The organism is Sphingobium boeckii (assembly GCF_014199215.1).
In the GTDB taxonomy this organism is placed as follows: Bacteria; Pseudomonadota; Alphaproteobacteria; order Sphingomonadales; family Sphingomonadaceae; genus Sphingobium_A; species Sphingobium_A boeckii.
Genome location: NZ_JACIJC010000002.1, coordinates 61,293 through 79,331 on the forward strand (window position 1 = coordinate 61,293; position 18,039 = coordinate 79,331).

At 63.0% G+C, this 18,039-nt stretch carries 16 protein-coding genes; 1 reads left to right on the forward strand and 15 read right to left on the reverse strand.

Features of this window, described 5'->3' with window-relative positions; genetic code table 11:
• Positions 1–37: 37 nt before the first annotated feature.
• From FHS49_RS05410 to FHS49_RS05425, 4 genes are all read right to left on the reverse strand, one after another.
• Positions 38–1,393, reverse strand: coding sequence for a PAS domain-containing sensor histidine kinase (locus tag FHS49_RS05410; RefSeq protein ID WP_184016168.1), 1,356 nt, complete (start codon positions 1,391–1,393; stop codon positions 38–40).
• Complete coding sequence (locus tag FHS49_RS05415) at positions 1,390–2,502, reverse strand: DUF2336 domain-containing protein (protein ID WP_184016170.1); 1,113 nt, start codon at positions 2,500–2,502, stop codon at positions 1,390–1,392. The genes FHS49_RS05410 and FHS49_RS05415 overlap by 4 nt, the downstream gene beginning before the upstream one ends.
• A gap of 24 nt (positions 2,503–2,526) precedes the next feature.
• A complete protein-coding gene (locus FHS49_RS05420) occupies positions 2,527–3,696 on the reverse strand; it encodes a hypothetical protein (protein WP_184016172.1) in 1,170 nt (389 codons plus the stop codon).
• 69 nt (positions 3,697–3,765) lie between these two features.
• Positions 3,766–4,065: an Hpt domain-containing protein gene (locus FHS49_RS05425; protein ID WP_184016174.1), complete on the reverse strand. Its 300-nt coding sequence runs from the start codon at positions 4,063–4,065 to the stop codon at positions 3,766–3,768.
• Positions 4,066–4,148: 83 nt separating this feature from the next.
• Here FHS49_RS05425 and FHS49_RS05430 point away from each other — a divergent pair, with 83 nt between their 5' ends.
• Entirely contained in the window at positions 4,149–6,461 is a 2,313-nt protein-coding gene (locus FHS49_RS05430) for a coiled-coil domain-containing protein (RefSeq protein ID WP_184016176.1), read from the forward strand.
• A 127-nt stretch (positions 6,462–6,588) separates the two neighbouring features.
• Here FHS49_RS05430 and FHS49_RS05435 read toward each other — a convergent pair whose 3' ends face one another.
• The 11 genes from FHS49_RS05435 to nuoH form a co-directional block, all read right to left on the reverse strand.
• Positions 6,589–6,852, reverse strand: coding sequence for a DUF1467 family protein (locus FHS49_RS05435; protein ID WP_184016178.1), 264 nt, complete (start codon positions 6,850–6,852; stop codon positions 6,589–6,591).
• 4 nt (positions 6,853–6,856) lie between these two features.
• Positions 6,857–8,437 (reverse strand): ribonuclease J, encoded by a 1,581-nt coding sequence (locus FHS49_RS05440; protein WP_184017312.1) that lies wholly within the window; start codon positions 8,435–8,437, stop codon positions 6,857–6,859.
• A 125-nt stretch (positions 8,438–8,562) separates the two neighbouring features.
• Positions 8,563–9,339, reverse strand: coding sequence for a type III pantothenate kinase (locus tag FHS49_RS05445; protein ID WP_184016180.1), 777 nt, complete (start codon positions 9,337–9,339; stop codon positions 8,563–8,565).
• A gap of 11 nt (positions 9,340–9,350) precedes the next feature.
• Entirely contained in the window at positions 9,351–10,055 is a 705-nt protein-coding gene (locus FHS49_RS05450; protein WP_184017315.1) for a biotin--[acetyl-CoA-carboxylase] ligase, read from the reverse strand.
• 16 nt (positions 10,056–10,071) lie between these two features.
• On the reverse strand, positions 10,072–11,511 hold the full coding sequence (gene nuoN, locus FHS49_RS05455; protein ID WP_184016182.1) for an NADH-quinone oxidoreductase subunit NuoN: 1,440 nt from the start codon (positions 11,509–11,511) through the stop codon (positions 10,072–10,074).
• A complete protein-coding gene (locus FHS49_RS05460) occupies positions 11,511–13,058 on the reverse strand; it encodes an NADH-quinone oxidoreductase subunit M (protein WP_184016184.1) in 1,548 nt (515 codons plus the stop codon). Before FHS49_RS05460 ends, nuoN begins: the two co-directional genes overlap by 1 nt.
• Complete coding sequence (gene nuoL, locus FHS49_RS05465) at positions 13,055–15,097, reverse strand: NADH-quinone oxidoreductase subunit L (protein ID WP_184016186.1); 2,043 nt, start codon at positions 15,095–15,097, stop codon at positions 13,055–13,057. The genes FHS49_RS05460 and nuoL overlap by 4 nt, the downstream gene beginning before the upstream one ends.
• A gap of 124 nt (positions 15,098–15,221) precedes the next feature.
• Positions 15,222–15,527, reverse strand: a complete 306-nt coding sequence (gene nuoK / locus FHS49_RS05470; protein ID WP_184016188.1) for an NADH-quinone oxidoreductase subunit NuoK — start codon at positions 15,525–15,527, stop codon at positions 15,222–15,224.
• Between the two features lie 121 nt (positions 15,528–15,648).
• Complete coding sequence (locus FHS49_RS05475; protein WP_184016189.1) at positions 15,649–16,260, reverse strand: NADH-quinone oxidoreductase subunit J; 612 nt, start codon at positions 16,258–16,260, stop codon at positions 15,649–15,651.
• Between the two features lie 182 nt (positions 16,261–16,442).
• A complete protein-coding gene (nuoI, locus tag FHS49_RS05480; RefSeq protein WP_184016191.1) occupies positions 16,443–16,928 on the reverse strand; it encodes an NADH-quinone oxidoreductase subunit NuoI in 486 nt (161 codons plus the stop codon).
• Positions 16,925–17,971, reverse strand: a complete 1,047-nt coding sequence (nuoH, locus tag FHS49_RS05485) for an NADH-quinone oxidoreductase subunit NuoH (RefSeq protein WP_184016193.1) — start codon at positions 17,969–17,971, stop codon at positions 16,925–16,927. Before nuoH ends, nuoI begins: the two co-directional genes overlap by 4 nt.
• Positions 17,972–18,039: the final 68 nt, after the last annotated feature.

The following is an 18,039-nucleotide window of genomic DNA, read 5'->3' on the forward strand; positions in this document are numbered from 1 at the left end:
AAGAAAAGGCTCGGTGAAAACCGAGCCTTTTTCTTGTTCAGGCGCTCGGCAGCGTGAGGACGAAGCGGGCGCCCTGTCCCGGCGCGCTATCCACCAGGATATTGCCGCCCATCGCGCGCGCCAGCTTGCGGGCGATATAAAGCCCAAGCCCCGATCCACCGGGCTCAGACACATCCACCCGTTCGAACTTGTCGAAAATGCGCTCGTGATCCGCACTGTCGATGCCTTTGCCCTGATCCGCAACGATCACGGTGGCCACCCCGCCCTCTTCCTCGCAGCGGATCCACACCATCCCGGCATCGGGCGAATAGCGCACCGCATTGCCGATCAGATTGACCAGGATCTGCAGCACGCGCTTGAACTCCCCGCGCGCGGGCAACGGCTCGTTATCGGCGGGACGATCGATCCGCACCCCGCGCTCCCCGGCGCGCACCGCGAGCAGGCCCGAAGCGCGGCGCGCGATATCGGCCAGATCGATCTTTTCCATCGCAGGCCGGTAATCAGGGCGCTCGATTGCCTGCAGATCGACCAGATCGTCCACCAGCGCGAGCAAATGCCGGCCCGCAGAGGCGATGTCGGACGCATAATCGGCATAATCGCGGCGCAATGGCCCTTCATTCTGCGCGCTGATCGTTTCCGCCTTGGCGATGATCCGTGCCAGCGGCTGACGCAACGCATTGTCCAGACGTTCGCCAAAGGCATCGTCCGGTGGCGTGGCATCTTCCACCAGCGCGAGCTTTACCGGCGGCTGGACGCAGGACGCGCTGCCGCGAAACCCGCAAAAGCGACCGCGGCCGTCCAGCATCGGCACGGCAGACAGCTCGACGATCAGGCTGGTTTCCCGCAGCATCGCACGCTGTCCCGAAAAGGCACGATGCGCGCCAAGACCGCTCAGCAGCGGCATATCCTGTTCGTCATTCTCGAAAAGCTGGAACAACCCGGTCAAAGGCTTGCCGATCACCGATCCGGCGAGCACGCCCATCACCCGCTCGGCGGAGGCGGAGAGCGCGATCAGCCGCATTTCGGCATCGGTTTCCCAGAGCCAGTCTGCAGATGCGCGTAGAAAATCGGTTTCGCGGTCGATCTGCGCGGCCGGGGCCGGCAGCCGCGGCGGGCGCGGCGTCCATCCGCCGATGGTTAGGCGCACATGGCCGTCTTCCGGCTCCGCGCGCACCCACAGATCCAGATCATTGTCGGTATCGGCGGCGATCACCCCGCGCGAGATCAAGATGCCCAGCCGCTGCGCCAGCCGCACCAGCGTGGCGATCTGGGGCACCGCGATCGTGCCGCCCTCCTCGCCGCCCGCGCGCAAATGCAGCCCCAGCAACGGTGGATCCGCCTCGACAAGGCGTCCGTGCACATCGACCCGGCCGCTCACCGGTGCCGCATTCATGCCCAGCCATCCCGTCGCTCGGCCAATCCGGCCGCCAGCGCGGTGATCGCGGTGCGATAGCCATTGTCGATCTGCCACGGACGAATCGCTTCCATCGCGTGAACCCGGTCCAGCGTCTCATAAGCGTCGATCTGCTCGACCACCGCCGCATCATCCGTGCCGATCGCCATCATGATCGAAGCCGCCGCCTCACGCCCCACGTCCAGCGCGCGCAGCAACACCACGAGGCGGTCACCATAAGGCGGCAGCGCCATGCCACGCGCGGATTCGAAATCGATCCCGCCGCGCACCGCCAGCATCGCCACGAACAGCGAAAGCCGCCCCTCGAGACACGCGGCCTTGAGCATCATATCATTGAGCACGCCGCGATCGGACAATTGATAGACGAGCTGCATCGACGCGGCCTCGAGCGTTTCGCCCTCATCGTGCATGGACAGGCTGGCCCCGGCGGCATCCATCAGCGCGGCATCCACCGCGCCCGGCTCCGCCCGATGCTGGCGCACCATATATTCGCGCAAGGCCGCGGCCACCCACCACACCAGCCTGTAATGCAGGTCGGCCGGCAGATCGGTGCGCAGCAATGTGGGTTCGTCGAACATGTAGAGCCGGCGGCTTTCCGCGATGAGCAGCGCCATGGCGGCAATCGCCACCTCGGGATCCTCGTCGCTCAGCAAGGTCTCGACAAGCCGCGATTCGGGTTCGAAATCGTTACGGCGCAGCATCTGGGAGATGCGCTGTTCCTCCACGCGCGCGAGCAGCAGCGAAACGAGTTCGACATCGTGCAGCGCCCGCGCCCGATCCAGCACGGGCATGGCGAGCGAAACGCGCATACTGCCGAGCGCCGTCAGCAATTCCGCGGAAAAATGCGGCGAATCCGCAGCGACGATATGCTGGCGCAGGTCGCTTTCCACCGCGGCGACAAGCCGCGTGAGAAAATGACGGACGGTGACTCGCTGATAATCGTTCAGCCGCATCGTTTCGGGCAGAAACAGATCGACGAGCGACGCCAGCCGCTTGCGCGCGCCATGCGCCGCGCGGGCGGCATCGGCGAGCAAGCGCTCCGCCCCTATCGGCTGAGCGGCCGAACCGTCATCGTCATCAGCGAACATGGACGTGAATATAAGGCGCTATAGTTAAATTGACCCTAACCCTGGGGCACGCCGGCCCAGCAATCTTTGTCCGGCGATCACGGCGCTGAAACCCGCGAGGCAGACCGCGCCGAGGCTCCAGTGCGGCAGGCCGAAGGCGGCGAATGGCCATGCCAGCAAAGCCATGGCCGCCGGGCCGGCCAGCGCGCGGCCCAGCAGATGTTCGGTGCCGCGCAGGATGATCATCACGCCGATCGCGCTCCCCACCAGCGGCCATATGCTCCAGCCCCCATATTCCAGCGCAAACCGCCACCCCAGCGCCACCATCGCAAGCGCGGCCAGTGCATTCCGGCCGGCAAGCCAGAGGCCGCGCCATTTCGCGGGGCGCAGAGCGATCGCGTCGATCTGGCCTGGGATCGCCAGCAGCGGCCCGGTCAGCGCCAGCGCGAGCGCACCTGTCCCCGTCCAGCCTGTGGCCGCCAATATCACAGCCAGCGCCGCCAGCCCGAGCGCGGCGCACCGCATCCACAGCGGCTTGATGCCCTTGGCCAGGATGAAGCCCGATATCCCTTCGCGCACGGACGCGGGGATCCAGCCGCCGATCCCGTCGATCGTCAGCAGCGCGCTTTCGGCCTTGCGCACCTTCTCCATCGATTCGGCGAGCACGATCCCGGCGGGCGACACTTCCACGCGCACCGCTTCGGCCTGCACGATCCGCCGGAGCAGTGTGGATTGCAGATCCCAATCCCCCAGCATCGCCACCGTCTTGCGCAGCAGCGCGCCGTCGATCAGTGCCAGCCCGGCCCAGCGCGATCCGGCGTCGATCCGTTCGAATTGCGCGGTGTCGATCGATTCGGGCAAAGTGAACAGACTGGGCACATTGGCGTTGCCCGCCCGCACGATCAGATCCTGCCGCGCGATGATTCCGTCCGCGATCAGCAGCAGGCGTTCCTCGGGATGGATGCGATCGGCGGCGTCCGCCACGGAGCGCGCCAGTTCCACGCCGATTCCGTCGCGCTTCAGCCGGTCCACGGCGCTGACGAGCGCTGCGGGCACGCGTTCGACGAGGATCACGATATGATGTGCGCCCGCCGCGGCGGCCTGCCGCGCCTGATGCTCGATCAGGCTGCGCCCCAGAAACGGCATGGCAGCGCGCACGCCGCCGCCATCATCCCCGCACTCTGCCATACCGACGATCAGACTGGCCAGCGCCACGCACTCTCCCCCACATTCGTGATTTCAAGCGGGCGATAAGCGCTTATGACGATGAACGCAAAGTCCCGCTCAGCCGCCGAACGACGATATCGCGCTGTTCACCCGGCGCACCGAGACCGGATCGCCTGGCGCGGCTTCTGCCGCTTCATCCGCCGCCGCCATCAGCCGGGTGGCACCAAAGCTCGCCGCCAGCCCTTTCAGCCGCCACGCCGCCATGCGCCAATTGGCGTCGCAGCGGGATCGGGAGAGCAGATCGGCCTGTCGCAAGGCACTTTCGAGGAAGGCGGAGCGCAATTCCGCGATCAGCGACGGATCGTCGCCAACGGCGGCCGCCAACGCGGTATCGAGCGCTCCTGGATCATAAGCCATTTTCGTCTGATATATCGTTCGTCTTAAGGACCGGTTTCGGGAATCTGTTTGTTCGCAGAAAAAACGTGGTAAACATGTCAGCTATGACTGGGGGATCACGGATCATCGATTTCCGCCGCAATGGCGCGGAAAACGAAACGGCAACGCCGGACGCCATCGCGCCCGCCGAAGCCGCGGCGCACTATCATCAGGAGCCTGAAACGGCTTTCTGGGAGGAAGACCCTGCGCCTTCGCCTTGGAAAGACCGGATTATCGCCAGTGTGTCGGCCATTCTGGCGGGCGGCTGGATCGGTCTTGTCGCCTGGACCGGCTGGACCTCGCTGGGCGGACGCATGGCGACGCCTGCTGAATTCGCAGGGATCGTGGCGATGGGCAGCGCCCCGCTCGCGCTGATTGGCGTCGGCTATCTGCTGATGATGCGCGGCAGCAAGCGCGAGGCGCGCCGTTTCGCGCGCACCTCTGGGGCGTTGCGCGCCGAATCGGCCTGGTTGGAGGCGGTGCTCAACTCGGTTTCCACCAAGATCGAGGAAAATCGCGCCAGCCTGGCCGCGCAGACCACGCATTTGTTGACCGTGGGCGATGAAGCCGCGGGCCGGATGAAGGTGTTGAACGAAGCGATGCGCGGCGAGGTCGATTCGATCGGCCGTCAGTCCCAGGCGCTCAAGAACGCCGCCACCGCCGCACGCGCGGACATGAGCGTATTGCTGGCCGATCTGCCCAAGGCGCAGGTCGAAACCCGGCGAGTCACCGAGAATCTCCGCGACGCCGGGCTGATCGCGCATGAAAATGCCGGCGCGCTCGAGGCGCAACTTTCCTCGCTGGCGATGCGCGGGCGCGAAGCCGACGAGATTGCGGGAGGCGCCGCCCAGCGGCTCTCGGCGCATATGGCGCGAATGGAAAGCACCAGCGAAGTCGCGGCCGCCCGGCTCGAAGGCGCAGCGAGCCAGATGACCGTCGCGGTGGATGCCGCATTGTCACGCGCGGCCGACGCCGTGGACGAAGCCCGCAAGGGCATGGAGGCGCAGGGTGCTGCCATGCTGGCCATGATCAGCCAGTCCCAGGCAGCGCTCGGCCGCACCGGCGAAGACGCCAGCGCCGCGCTCAACGCGCGAATCGCCGATATCAACGACGGCATCGTCCAGCTTGGCCAGTCGCTCGAAATGCACGAGACGGCCAGCCGCGAGATGACGAGCGCGATCCAAACCGCTTTTGCCGAGGTCGAACAGAAAATGGCGCTGCTCGATACCACGGGCACGCAGCGGACGGGCGAGCTCGCCCAGGCGATCGCCCTGCTGCGCGGTCACGCCGAGCAGATGACGAGCACCCTGCAGGGCGGCGGCGCGATGGCCGATTCGCTGATCCAGAAATCGGAAGCGCTGCTAACCGCGCTGGATGCCAATGCGCGCGAGCTTGACGAAACCCTGCCCGCCGCACTGACACGTCTCGATAGCAAGATCGATCATAGCCGCATCCTGCTGGCGTCCGTCATGCCCGATGCCGAAAAACTGGAGATGACCGCGGTCAGCGCTTCCAACCGGCTCAACGAAGCCGAAGAGGCGATCAAGCGCCAAAGCGCGACGATCGATGCGGTGATCGCCGATATGGACAAGCGCATCGGCGACAATCGCGCGGCGGTGGAGGATTTGGGCAAGGCGATCGGGCTGGCCGGGGACGAAGCCACGCGCTTTGCCGAATCCGCCGCACCCCAATTGCTCGATTCGCTGGTCCGCGTCCGCGAGACCGCATTGCAGGCGTCCGAGCGCGCACGCGACAGCCTGGCCGCGATCATTCCCGATACCGCCGCCGCGCTCGCAAAGGCGAGCGACGAAGCGATGGGCGACACGATCAAGACCCGGGTGGAAGCGCAAATGGCGGAGATTTCCGCCGCCGCGGACCGGGCGGTGGACGCCGCCCATGCCGCCTCCGAGCGGCTCATGCGCCAGATGCTGACCATCGCTGACACCAGCGCACAGGTGGAATCGCGGATCGAAGACGCGCGCGAAGAAGTTCGCACCGCCAATACGGACAGTTTCGCCAGGCGCGTCGCGCTGCTGATCGAATCGCTCAATTCCACCGCGATCGACGTGACCAAGATCTTGTCCAACGATGTGACGGACAGCGCCTGGGCCGCGTATCTGAAAGGCGATCGCGGGGTCTTCACGCGGCGTGCCGTGCGCTTGCTGGATGCCGGCGAAGTGCGCGAGATCGCACGTCATTATGACGAGGATCCAGAATTCCGCGAACATGTGAACCGCTATATTCACGATTTCGAAGCGCTGCTGCGCAACATCCTCGCCACCCGCGAAGGCTCCCCGCTCAGCGTGACGATCCTTTCGTCGGATATGGGCAAGCTCTATGTGGCGCTGGCCCAAGCGATCGAACGCCTGCGGACGTGAGGGGATAGCGCCCATCCGTCATGCTGAACGTGTTTCAGCATCCATTCCTCCGTCGGCCTGATGGCCGTGACTTTGAAATGGACCCTGAAACAAGTTCAGGGTGACGGTATAATCGGGTGCGCTCCGCCTAGCCCTTAAAAAAATCGAACGCCTCGACCCCGATCCAGCCATTCACATAATTGGCGTAGAACAGGCCGAATGCCGCCGCCGATAGGATCGTAGTGATCAGCGCCACGCGCTTGGGGCGGAAATTGGCGGGCGCGCTGTCTGCCTGTCCTGGGATTTTGGGCAGTCCCGCCTCGTCATGCGTCCGCACGCCAAAGGGCATGACCACGAAAGCGGTCATCACCCAGAACAGCAGATAAATGGCGAGGATAGAACTCAAGCTCATCGCATCATACCCTTACAAGCAGCACATCGACCATGGGCTTCTTGCCCGTCCAATGCGTCGCGCGACGACGCACCGCCAGGCGCACCTGTTCGCGCAGCGCGTCCTCGCTCTTGGCACCCTTTTTCACGGCTTCGGCAGCGGCCGCGATCGCGTCGACCATGAACGCATCGCGATCTTCCTCCACCGGGATACCCTGGATCTTGATCTCGGGGCTGCCCTTCAGGCGGCTGGAGCCGTCCACCGCGACCGCGACCGAAATCTGGCCGTGCAGCGCGACCTTGCGGCGCTCATTCATCGTCGTGCCGTCCGCGGGCAGGATCACATCACCATCCAGCACCAGCCGGCCGACCCGCTCATGGCCCAATTTCACTGGACCGTTGGGCGCGAGCCGCAACAGCTCGCCATTCTCCTGCACGATCGCCTTGGGCACGCCCTGCTTCAGGCCGAACCGCGCCTGTTCCGCCATGTGGCGCATCTCGCCATGCACGGGGAGCAGGATTTCGGGACGGATCCATTTATACATTTCCGCCAGTTCGGGGCGGCCAGGATGGCCCGACACATGGACGTGCGCCTGACGGTCGGTGATCATTTCCACACCCTGCGCCGCCAGTGAATTCTGGATGCGGCCGATCGCGATTTCGTTGCCGGGAATCTGCTTTGACGAAAAGACCACGGTGTCGCCGGCCTCCAGCTTGATCTGATGACTGCCCTCGGCCACGCGCGCCAGCGCTGCGCGGGCTTCGCCCTGCCCGCCCGTGGCAACGATCATCACCTTGTCGCGCGGCAATCTCATGGCGCTGTCGAAATCCACCGTCTCGGGGAAATCCTGCAGATAATTATTGGCCCGCGCCACGCGCAAGATGCGATCGAGCGAGCGCCCGGCCACGCACATCGTGCGCCCCGTGTCCTTGGCCACCTGCCCCAGGGTCTGCAGCCGCGCGGCGTTCGACGCGAAAGTGGTGACGAGCACCCGGCCCTTGGCTTCGCCCACCACACGATCGAGATCGGCGCGCACGCTGCCTTCGGATCCTGAAGGCTGTTCGTTGAACACATTGGTCGAATCGCAGACCATGGCGAGAATGCCCTGATCGCCGACCGCGCTCAATTCCGCCGGGGTGGAGGGCACGCCGAGCTGCGGCGCTTCGTCCAGCTTCCAATCGCCGGTATGAAAAATCTTGCCATAAGGCGTGTCGATCAGCAGCGCATTGCCTTCGGGGATCGAATGCGCCAGCGGCAGATAACGAAAGCCGAACGGCCCGATCTGGAATGGCTCCAGATCACGCACGATGTTCAGTTCGACACGGCTGGCGATGCCCTCTTCGTCCAATTTGCCTTGGATCAGGCCGGCGGTGAACGGCGTGGCATAAAGCGGCACGCCGAGATCCGCAGCGAAATAGGGCAAGGCACCGATATGATCCTCATGCCCGTGTGTCAGCACGATCGCGAGCAGATCATCCCGCCGCTCTTCGATAAAGGCCAGATCGGGCAGGATCAGGTCGATCCCGGGATAAGCCGGATCGGCGAAGGTGATCCCGCAATCGACCATCACCCATTTGCCCTGGGTGCCATAGAGATTGACGTTCATGCCAATCTCGCCCGAGCCGCCAAGCGCGAGGAAGAGGAGTTCTTTGCCGGGTTTCGTCACTGAAAATATATTCCAATTCTTGTTATGTCGCCCACGCGCGCCATCGCGGCGGGTGGGCATAAAATCTATGTCCTGGATCGCTCATACAGCAGCGATAGACCGGTGATCGTCATGTCCGGCTCGATCGCATCGAAAACGTCGCTATGTTTTTCGAAAAGCGTGGCGAGCCCTCCGGTCGCCAGCACCTTAGATGGGCGACCGATCTCTGCTTTCAAGCGCGTTACCAGACCTTCCAGCAGCGCGATATACCCCCAATAGATGCCCGCGTGCATCTGATCCTCGGTCGTGCGGCCGATTACGCTATGCCCCTTGGGTGCCTCGATCGCGATGCGTGGCAGCTTGGCCGTGGCCGCAACCAGCGCATCGAGCGAGAGATTGATGCCCGGCACGATCAGCCCGCCCTTATAGGCACCGGTATAATCGACCACATCGAAGGTGGTCGCGGTGCCGAAATCGATCACGATCAGATCGCCTGGATGCGCCGCGTGCGCCGCGATGGCGTTGAGCACCCGGTCGGCCCCCACCGTCTGCGGCTCCACCACATCCAGCGTGATGCCCCATTCGGCCGGCCCGCGCCCCGCCACCAGAGGGCGCACGCCGAAATATTTATTGGAGAGCATTTCGAGATTGTGGAGCGCACGCGGCACCACCGTGCCGATAATCACCGCGCTCACGTCCGATCGCTGATAGCCCTCGATCTGAAGCAATTGGTGCATCCACACCGCATATTCGTCCGCCGTGCGCCGCGCGTCCGTGGCGATGCGCCAGCGCGCCTTGATCTCGCCATCCTTGACAAGCGCGGCGACGACATTGGTATTTCCGGCATCGATTGCGAGCAACATGGCCTGGCCCTTCAGATCAGGAAGACATCGCCGGCGTGAATGACACGGCTATGGCCATCCGCCAAGCGCAGGATCAGCGCACCATCGCTATCCAGCCCGTCGAACAAGCCCTTTATGCTTTCGCCATCGGGCAGATTGGCGGTCAAGGCGGTGCCCTTGGGATGCGCGGCGGCGAGCCAGGCGGTGCGGATGGGCGCGAGGCCTTCGCTGCGCCAGCGCCCCAGCCAGTGCGCGAACGCCGCGGCCAGATCTTCCAGGAATAACGCCGGATCGGGTGCTCCCCTGCCGCCGACGGCGAGGCTGGTCACCGCGCGCTCCAGACCTTCGGGATAATGCGCCAGATTGACGCCCATGCCGATGACCACCGCGCCATCAGCGCCTTCGAGCAGGATGCCCGAGAGCTTTGCGCCATCCAGCAACAGATCGTTCGGCCATTTGAGCGTCAGCGCGCCTTCACCCACCCATGGTGTCACCGTCTCGTGCAAGGCCACCGCCGCCACGAACCCCAGCGACGCGGGCGATGGATCGGCAGGGCGCGGTCGCACCAAGGTGCTCGCATAAAGATTGCCCGGCGGCGATTGCCATATCCGGCCCAGACGCCCCCGCCCCGCGGTTTGAGTCACGGCGCGCAGCCAGAGGCCTTCGGCTTCTCCGGCTGAGGCAAGCGCGATCATGTCCTGATTGGTCGAGGCCGTAGCCTCCAATATGCGAATGATCGTCAGCGGTGCAAACTCAGAACAAGGCGATCGCTGCGTTCATCGTGACCAGACCCAGCACCGGGATCAGGAAATAGCCGAGCGGCGACACGATTAGTGCGCACAGTGCGATCAACCCGCTTTCGATATAGCTGTCCGACGCGCGATAGGCCGGGGCCGGCTCGTCGAAATACATCGTCTTGATGATCTTCAGATAATAGAAAGCACCGATCACCGACGCCGCGATGCCGATCGCCGCCAGCGGCCACAGCCCCGCGCCCACGGCGGCATCGAACACCAGGAACTTGGCCCAGAATCCCAGCAGCGGCGGAATGCCGGCCAGCGAAAACATGAAGATCGCCAGCGCCGCCGCCAAGGCGGGGCGTGTGCGCGAAAGGCCGGACAGGCTCTGGATCGTCTCCAGATGGTTGCCCTCATCGTCCCGCATCTGCAGCACGCAGAGGAAGCTGCCCAGCGTCATCGCGACATACACCGCCATATAGGTCAGCACGGCGGACACACCCTCGGCGGTGCCGGCGGCGAGGCCGACCAGCGCGAAGCCGACATTATTGATCGAGGAATAAGCGAGCAGACGCTTGATGTTGGTCTGGCCGATGGCGGCGACCGCGCCCAGCACGATCGAGGCGAGCGCGGCGAAGATCACGATCTGACGCCAGGCATCGGTCGCCGGCCCCATGGCCTCGACCGCGATGCGCACGGTGAGACACATGGCCGCAACCTTGGGGGCGCTGGCGAAGAAGGTCGTGACCGGCGTCGGCGCGCCTTCATACACGTCGGGCGTCCACATGTGGAACGGCACGGCGCTGATTTTGAAGGCGAGACCGGCCAGCACGAACACCAGGCCGAAGAGTTCGCCGGTGGACAGATCATCCTTCATCGCGACTGCGACGCCATCGAACAGCGTCGTGCCGGTAAAGCCATAGAGCAATGAAATGCCGTAAAGCAGGATGCCGCTCGCAAGCGCGCCCAGGACAAAATATTTGAGGCCTGCTTCGGCGGAGCGCTGATCGCGGCGCATGAAGCTGGCGAGCACATAGGATGACAGGCTGTTGAGTTCGAGCCCGACGTAAAGCGTCAGCAGATCGCCTGCCGAGACCATCATCCCCATGCCGACCGCGGCCAGCACGATCAGGATCGGATATTCGGCGCGCAAAGCCTCGCGCTTTTCGAAAAAGCGCGGCGCAATCAGGATGGAGACGGCGGCGGCGATATAGATGAGCAATTTGGCGAAAGCGGCAAAAGCATCGGCGCGGTAGAGGCCGTAAAAGGCTTCACCGCCGCTGCCGGCCGGGCCGAGCAGCGACACGCCGGCAGCCGCCAGCAAGGCGACCGAAAGCCAGCTTACCAGCCGCGTGGAAGTATCCCCCGCAAAGGCGGCGACCATCAGCAAGGCAAGCGCGCCGAGGCCGAGGATCACCTCGGGCAAGGACATCATGAGGGAAGCGACATAATTCATCAGTGGGCGCTCCCATGCGCTTCAGTCTTGTGCGCTTCCGCCTTCGCCACGGGCTTGCCAGCGGCCAGTTGCGCATCGCCCAGCGGCTTGGCGCGTTCCAGCCGGGCGACCAGCGCACCGACATCGTTGCGCATGGGGCTAAGGAAACTCTCCGGATAGACACCCATCCACAGCACCACGGCGGCGATCGGGGCCAGCAGCCACATTTCGCGGCCGGACATATCGGGCATGGCGCGCACATCGTCCTTGGTCAGATCGCCGTAGCAGATGCGACGATAGAGATAGAGCATATAGCCAGCGCCCAGGATGATGCCCGTGGTGCAGACCAGAGCGGCCCAGCTCGACACTTCGTAAATCCCCATCAGCGACAGGAATTCGCCGACGAACCCGCTCGTCCCCGGCAGGCCGATCGAGGCCATGGTGAAGAACAGGAACAGGATCGCATATTTGGGCATGTTGATCGCCAGGCCGCCGTAGCGATCGATCTCGCGTGTATGCAGCCGATCATAGATCACGCCGACGCACAGGAAGAGCGCCCCCGACACCAGACCATGGCTGAGCATGATCATCATCGCGCCTTCGATGCCCTGACGGTTGAACGCGAACAGCCCGACCGTGACGATCGCCATATGCGCGACCGAGGAATAAGCGATCAGCTTCTTCATGTCATTCTGCACCAGCGCGACGAGCGAGGTATAGACCACCGCGATCATCGACAGCGCGAGGATCAGCCACACCAGCTCCGCCGAGGCTTCGGGGAACATCGGCAGCGAAAAACGGATGAAACCATATCCGCCCATCTTGAGCAGCACGCCCGCCAGGATGACCGAACCCGCCGTCGGCGCCTGAACGTGCGCATCGGGCAGCCAGGTGTGCACCGGCCACATCGGCATCTTCACCGCGAACGAGGCGAAAAAGGCCAGGAACAACAGAATCTGCACCTGCGGATCGAAATCATAATTCATCAGCGTGGGGATGAAAGTGGTGTTCGCCTCGCGCGCCATCCACAGCATCGCGATCAGCATCAGCACCGATCCGAACAGCGTATAGAGGAAGAATTTATAGCTGGCGTAAATGCGGTCCACCCCGCCCCAGATGCCGATGATCAGATACATCGGGATCAGGCCGGCTTCGAAGAAGATATAGAATAGGAACAGATCCTGCGCCGCGAACACGCCGATCATCAGCGCCTCCATCAGCAGGAACGCCGCCATATACTCGCCGACGCGCTTGTCGATCGAGGTCCAGCTTGCCAGGATGCAGATCGGCATCAGAAACACCGAAAGCATGATCAGCATCAGCGCGATGCCGTCGATCCCCAGCGCCCAGGCGAAGCGCCCGAAAATCTGAGAATATTCCACGAACTGCCATTGCGGCGCGCCCATGGCGGCATCGAAATTGAGCCAGAGAACGATGCCCAAAGCGAAATCAATCAGCGTCGCGCCAAGCGCGATGCGCCGCGCATTGTCCGCGCCGGCATAAAGGCAGGCGATCGCTGCCGCCATCGGCACGGCGAGCATGATGGAAAGAATGGGAAAACCGTTCATCGTGTCATCGCCCAGGTCGCGGCGGCGGCAAGGCCGATCAGCATCACGAATGCGTAGCTCGCCAGATATCCCGATTGCAGCCTGGCGCTATATTGCCCGCCCTTCACCACCAATGCGGCCAGCCCATTGGGGCCGAACCGGTCGATCGTCCCCTGATCGCCGCGCTTCCAGAAGAAGCGGCCGATCGCGAAAGCGGGCTTTACGAAGATCAGGTTATAGAGCTGGTCGAAATACCATTTGTTGAGCAGGAAATCATAGAGCACGCCGAATTGCGCCACGAACTTCTCCGGAATGTCGGTGTTCACGATGTACGCACGCCAAGCGATGAACAGGCCGGTAAGCATCACGATCCCCGGCGCCAGTTTCACCCACAAGGGCACTTCGTGCATCGCGTGCATCAGATGCGTGTTGAATGCGATGCTGCCGTTCCAGAAGGCCGCGCCATGTTCGGCATCAATGAAGCTGTGATGAAAAAGGAAGCCCGCGAAGATCGCGCCCATGCTGAGCACACCGAGCGGGATCAGCATGGTGAGCGGGCTTTCATGCGGATGATAGCCGCCCGTGCCGGTGGCCGGGGCATGATGATGATCATCATGCGCATGATCATCATGGGCATGGTCGTCATGGCCATGGGCATCATGCAGCGCGTGCTGGATATGCTCGGACGCGGCCCAGCGCGGCTTGCCCCAGAAGGTGAGGAACATCAGACGCCAGGAATAGAAGCTGGTCAGCAGCGCCGCGAAGATGCCGATATAAAAGGCCACCTTGCCGCCGCCGCCCGCCGCAAACGCCGCTTCGAGAATGCCGTCCTTGGAATAGAAGCCCGCAAAGCCGAACACATTGATGATGCCGACGCCGGTGATCGCCAGCGTGCCCGCGAGCATCGCCCAGAAGGTCAGTGGGATTTCTTTCCTGAGACCGCCATAGAAACGCATGTCCTGCTCATGGTGCATCGCATGGATCACCGATCCTGCGCCCAGGAACAGCAAGGCCTTGAAGAAGGCGTGCGTGAACAGATGGAACATCGCCGCGCCATAAGCGCCGACGCCCGCTGCAAAAAACATATAGCCGAGCTGCGAACAGGTCGAATACGCGATCACGCGCTTGATATCGGTCTGCGTCGTGCCGACCGTGGCGGCGAAGAAGCAGGTGGCCGCGCCGATGAAGGTCACGAAGCCGAGCGCGGTCGGGCTCATCTCGAACATGGGCGACAGGCGGCAGACCATGAACACGCCCGCGGTGACCATCGTCGCGGCATGGATCAGCGCGGACACGGGGGTCGGGCCTTCCATCGCATCGGGCAGCCAGGTGTGCAGGCCAAGCTGGGCGGACTTGCCCATCGCGCCGACGAACAGCAGCAGGCAGAGCACCGTCATCGTATCAAAGCGATAGCCGAGGAAGCCGATCGTCGATCCGGCCATGCCGGGCGCGGCCGCCAGGATTTCGGGAATGGAGATCGTGCCGAACACCAGGAAGGTTCCGAAGATCCCCATCATGAAACCGAGATCGCCGACGCGGTTGACCACGAACGCCTTGATCGCAGCCGCATTGGCCGAGGGTTTCTTGAACCAGAAGCCGATCAGCAGATAGGAGGCCAGACCCACGCCTTCCCAGCCGAAGAACATCTGCACCAGATTGTCGGCGGTCACGAGCATCAGCATCGCGAAGGTGAAGAGGCAGAGATAGGCGAAGAAACGCGGCTGATCGGGATCCTCATCCATATAGCCCCAGCTATAGAGATGGACGAGCGCGGACACGGTGGTGATCACCACCAGCATAACCGCGGTCAGCGTATCGACGCGCAGCGCCCAGGAGACGTCGAGATTGCCCGACTTGATGAAATCGAGCACCGGGACGACTTCGGCATGGCCGGTGCCGCCCATGAAGGAGAGGAAGATCGGCCAGCTCAGCAGACAGGAGACGAACAGCGCGCCGGTGGTCAGCGACTTGGCGACAGTGTTGCCCAGCACGCGATTGCCGAAGCCCGCAATGATCGCTGCCACGAGCGGCAGGAAGACGATGAAGAGGATCGCGTTCACTTGCTTGTTTTTCCTGTCATTCCCGCGAACGCGGGAATCCCGCTTTTCCGGGAAGCATCAGAAGAAGAAAGAAGCGGGACTCCCGCCTGCGCGGGAATGACGGCACTGGGTTGAAGCAAAGCCATCATCCCTTCATCCGGTTGATGTCATCGGTCGCGATCGTGCCGCGGCCACGGAAATAGATGACCAGGATCGCAAGCCCGATCGCAGCCTCACCCGCCGCTACCGTCAGCACGAACATCGCGAACACCTGGCCGACAAGATCGCCCAGATAGGCGCTGAACGCGACGAGATTGAGGTTCACCGCAAGCAGGATCAGTTCGATCGCCATCAGGATGATGATCACATTCTTGCGGTTCGCGAAGATGCCGAGCACCCCCATCACGAACAGGATCGCCGAAACGACCAGATAATGCTGGATACCGATCATGAGAAAATCCCATGAATAACGTCACCCTGAACTTGTTTCAGGGTCCATTTGTCCGCCCCACCAATGTTCGCGTGGATAAATGGATGCTGAAACAAGTTCAGCATGACGGCGTGAGAAACAATCACAGCTCCACTCCCTGCCCGGAAGGCTGGTTGATATTGCGCACCGCATCCTGCGGACGGCGCTTCACCTGCTCGCTGATATTCTGCGGACGCACGCCGCTGCGCGCACGGTGCGTCAGCACGATCGCGCCGATCATGGCGACCAGCAGCACGAAACCCGCGGCTTCGAACAGATAGAGATAGCGCGTGTAGAGCAATCCGCCGACCGCCTGGATATTGGGCATGTCGTTCGGCGTCGGCGCGATGCGCTGCGCCAATTCAAGACTGCCCGCGCTCCAGGCACCCGCGGCGATGATCATCTCCGACACCAGAACGATCGCGATCGCCAGACCGAACAGCGCATAACGAGCGAAACCCGCACGCAGTTCGGCGAAATCGATGTCGAGCATCATGACGACGAACAGGAACAGCACCGCGACCGCGCCGACATAGACGATCACCAGCAGCATCGCGATGAACTCGGCACCCACCAGCAGCATCAGACCCGCGGCGTTGAAGAACGCCAGGATCAGCCACAGCACGGAGTGCACGGGATTGCGGGCAGTAATCGTCAGCAGGCCGGAGCCGATGACGAGCGCGGCAAAGAGATAGAAAGCGAGAGCCTGTATCATGCGTTCACACCAGTGAGACCGGACTCAAACCCGTTCATCCCGAGCGCAGTCGAGGGACCGGTTCGAGCGAAGCCAAGAACGTGCGCGCGCGCGGAAACAGACCTCGGCGGCGCTCGGCCTGGTCCCTCGACTGCACTCGGGAAAAACGGTTGGGAATGTGTTTGAATCACGATCAGCGCGCCCTACCGATACGGGGCATCGGCGGCAAGGTTCGCGGCAATCGCGCGTTCCCATTTGTCGCCATTGTCCAGCAGCTTCGACTTGTCATAGAGAAGCTCCTCGCGCGTTTCGGTCGCATATTCGAAATTCGGTCCCTCGACGATCGCATCCACCGGGCAGGCTTCCTGGCAGAAGCCGCAGAAGATGCACTTGGTCATGTCGATGTCATAGCGCGTGGTGCGGCGGCTGCCGTCGTCACGCGGCTCGGCCTCGATCGTGATCGCCTGCGCCGGGCACACCGCTTCGCAGAGCTTGCACGCAATGCAGCGCTCCTCGCCATTGGGATAACGGCGCAACGCATGCTCGCCGCGGAATCGCGGGGAGAGCGGGTTCTTTTCATAAGGGTAGTTGATGGTCGCCTTGGCCTTGAAGAAATACTTCAAGGTCAAAGCGTGCGCCTTCACGAACTCCCAGAGGGTGAAGGACTTGATCAGGTGAGCAATGCTCATGCCGAATACCTCGTCAACATCAGATAGCCGCTCACCAGGAAGACCCAGAAGAGCGAGATCGGCAGGAAGATCTTCCAGCCCAGCCGCATGAGCTGGTCATAGCGGTAGCGCGGCACGGTCGCCTTGATCCACGAGAAGACGAAGAAGAAGAACAGCAATTTGCCGAAGAACCAGAAGATGCCCGGCACCATATAGAGCGGTGCCCATTCGAACGGCGGGAGATAGCCGCCCCAGAACAGGATCGCGTTCAGCCCGCACATCAGGATGACGTTGGCATATTCGCCCAGCCAGTAGAGCGCGAAGGACATGGAGGAATATTCGGTCTGATAGCCGGCCACCAGCTCCGATTCCGCTTCGGTCAGATCGAACGGTGCGCGCGCGGTTTCGGCGAGCGCGGAGATCAGGAACATCACCGCCATCGGGAACAGCAATGGATTGAAGCCATAGGCATTGATGACGCCGAAGATCTGGCCGCGCTGCCCTTCCACGATCCCGCTCATGTTGAACGTGCCCGACCAGAGCACGACGGAGATCAGGATAAAGCCGATCGAGACTTCATAGGAGACCATCTGCGCCGCAGCGCGGATCGCGGAGTAAAACGGATATTTGGAATTGGACGCCCAGCCGGCAAGGATCACACCATAAACGCCGAGCGACGACGCCGCGAGAATATAGAGCAGGCCGACATTGATATCGGCCAGCACCATGCCCGCGCCGAACGGGATCACCGCCCAGACGATCAGCGCGACCGTGAAGGTGATGATCGGCGCGATCACGAACAGCCCGCGATTGGCCGCGCTCGGAACGATCGTTTCCTGCAGAAAGACCTTGAGGCCGTCCGCGAACGACTGGAGCAGGCCGAGCGGCCCGACCACATTGGGTCCGCGGCGCAGCGCCATCGCCGCCCAGATCTTGCGATCGGCATAGATGATCATGGCGACGGCCAGCATCAGCGGCAATGCGATGAACAGGATCAGCAGCAGCGTGGCGAGGAACCAGCCGAAGCCATAGCCGAGGAAGGTGGATTGGAAGAATTCGGTCATGCGCTTACGCCTTCACCCACGCCGTTTGTCCCGAGCGACGTCGAGGGACGTGGGGACTGCGCCAACGT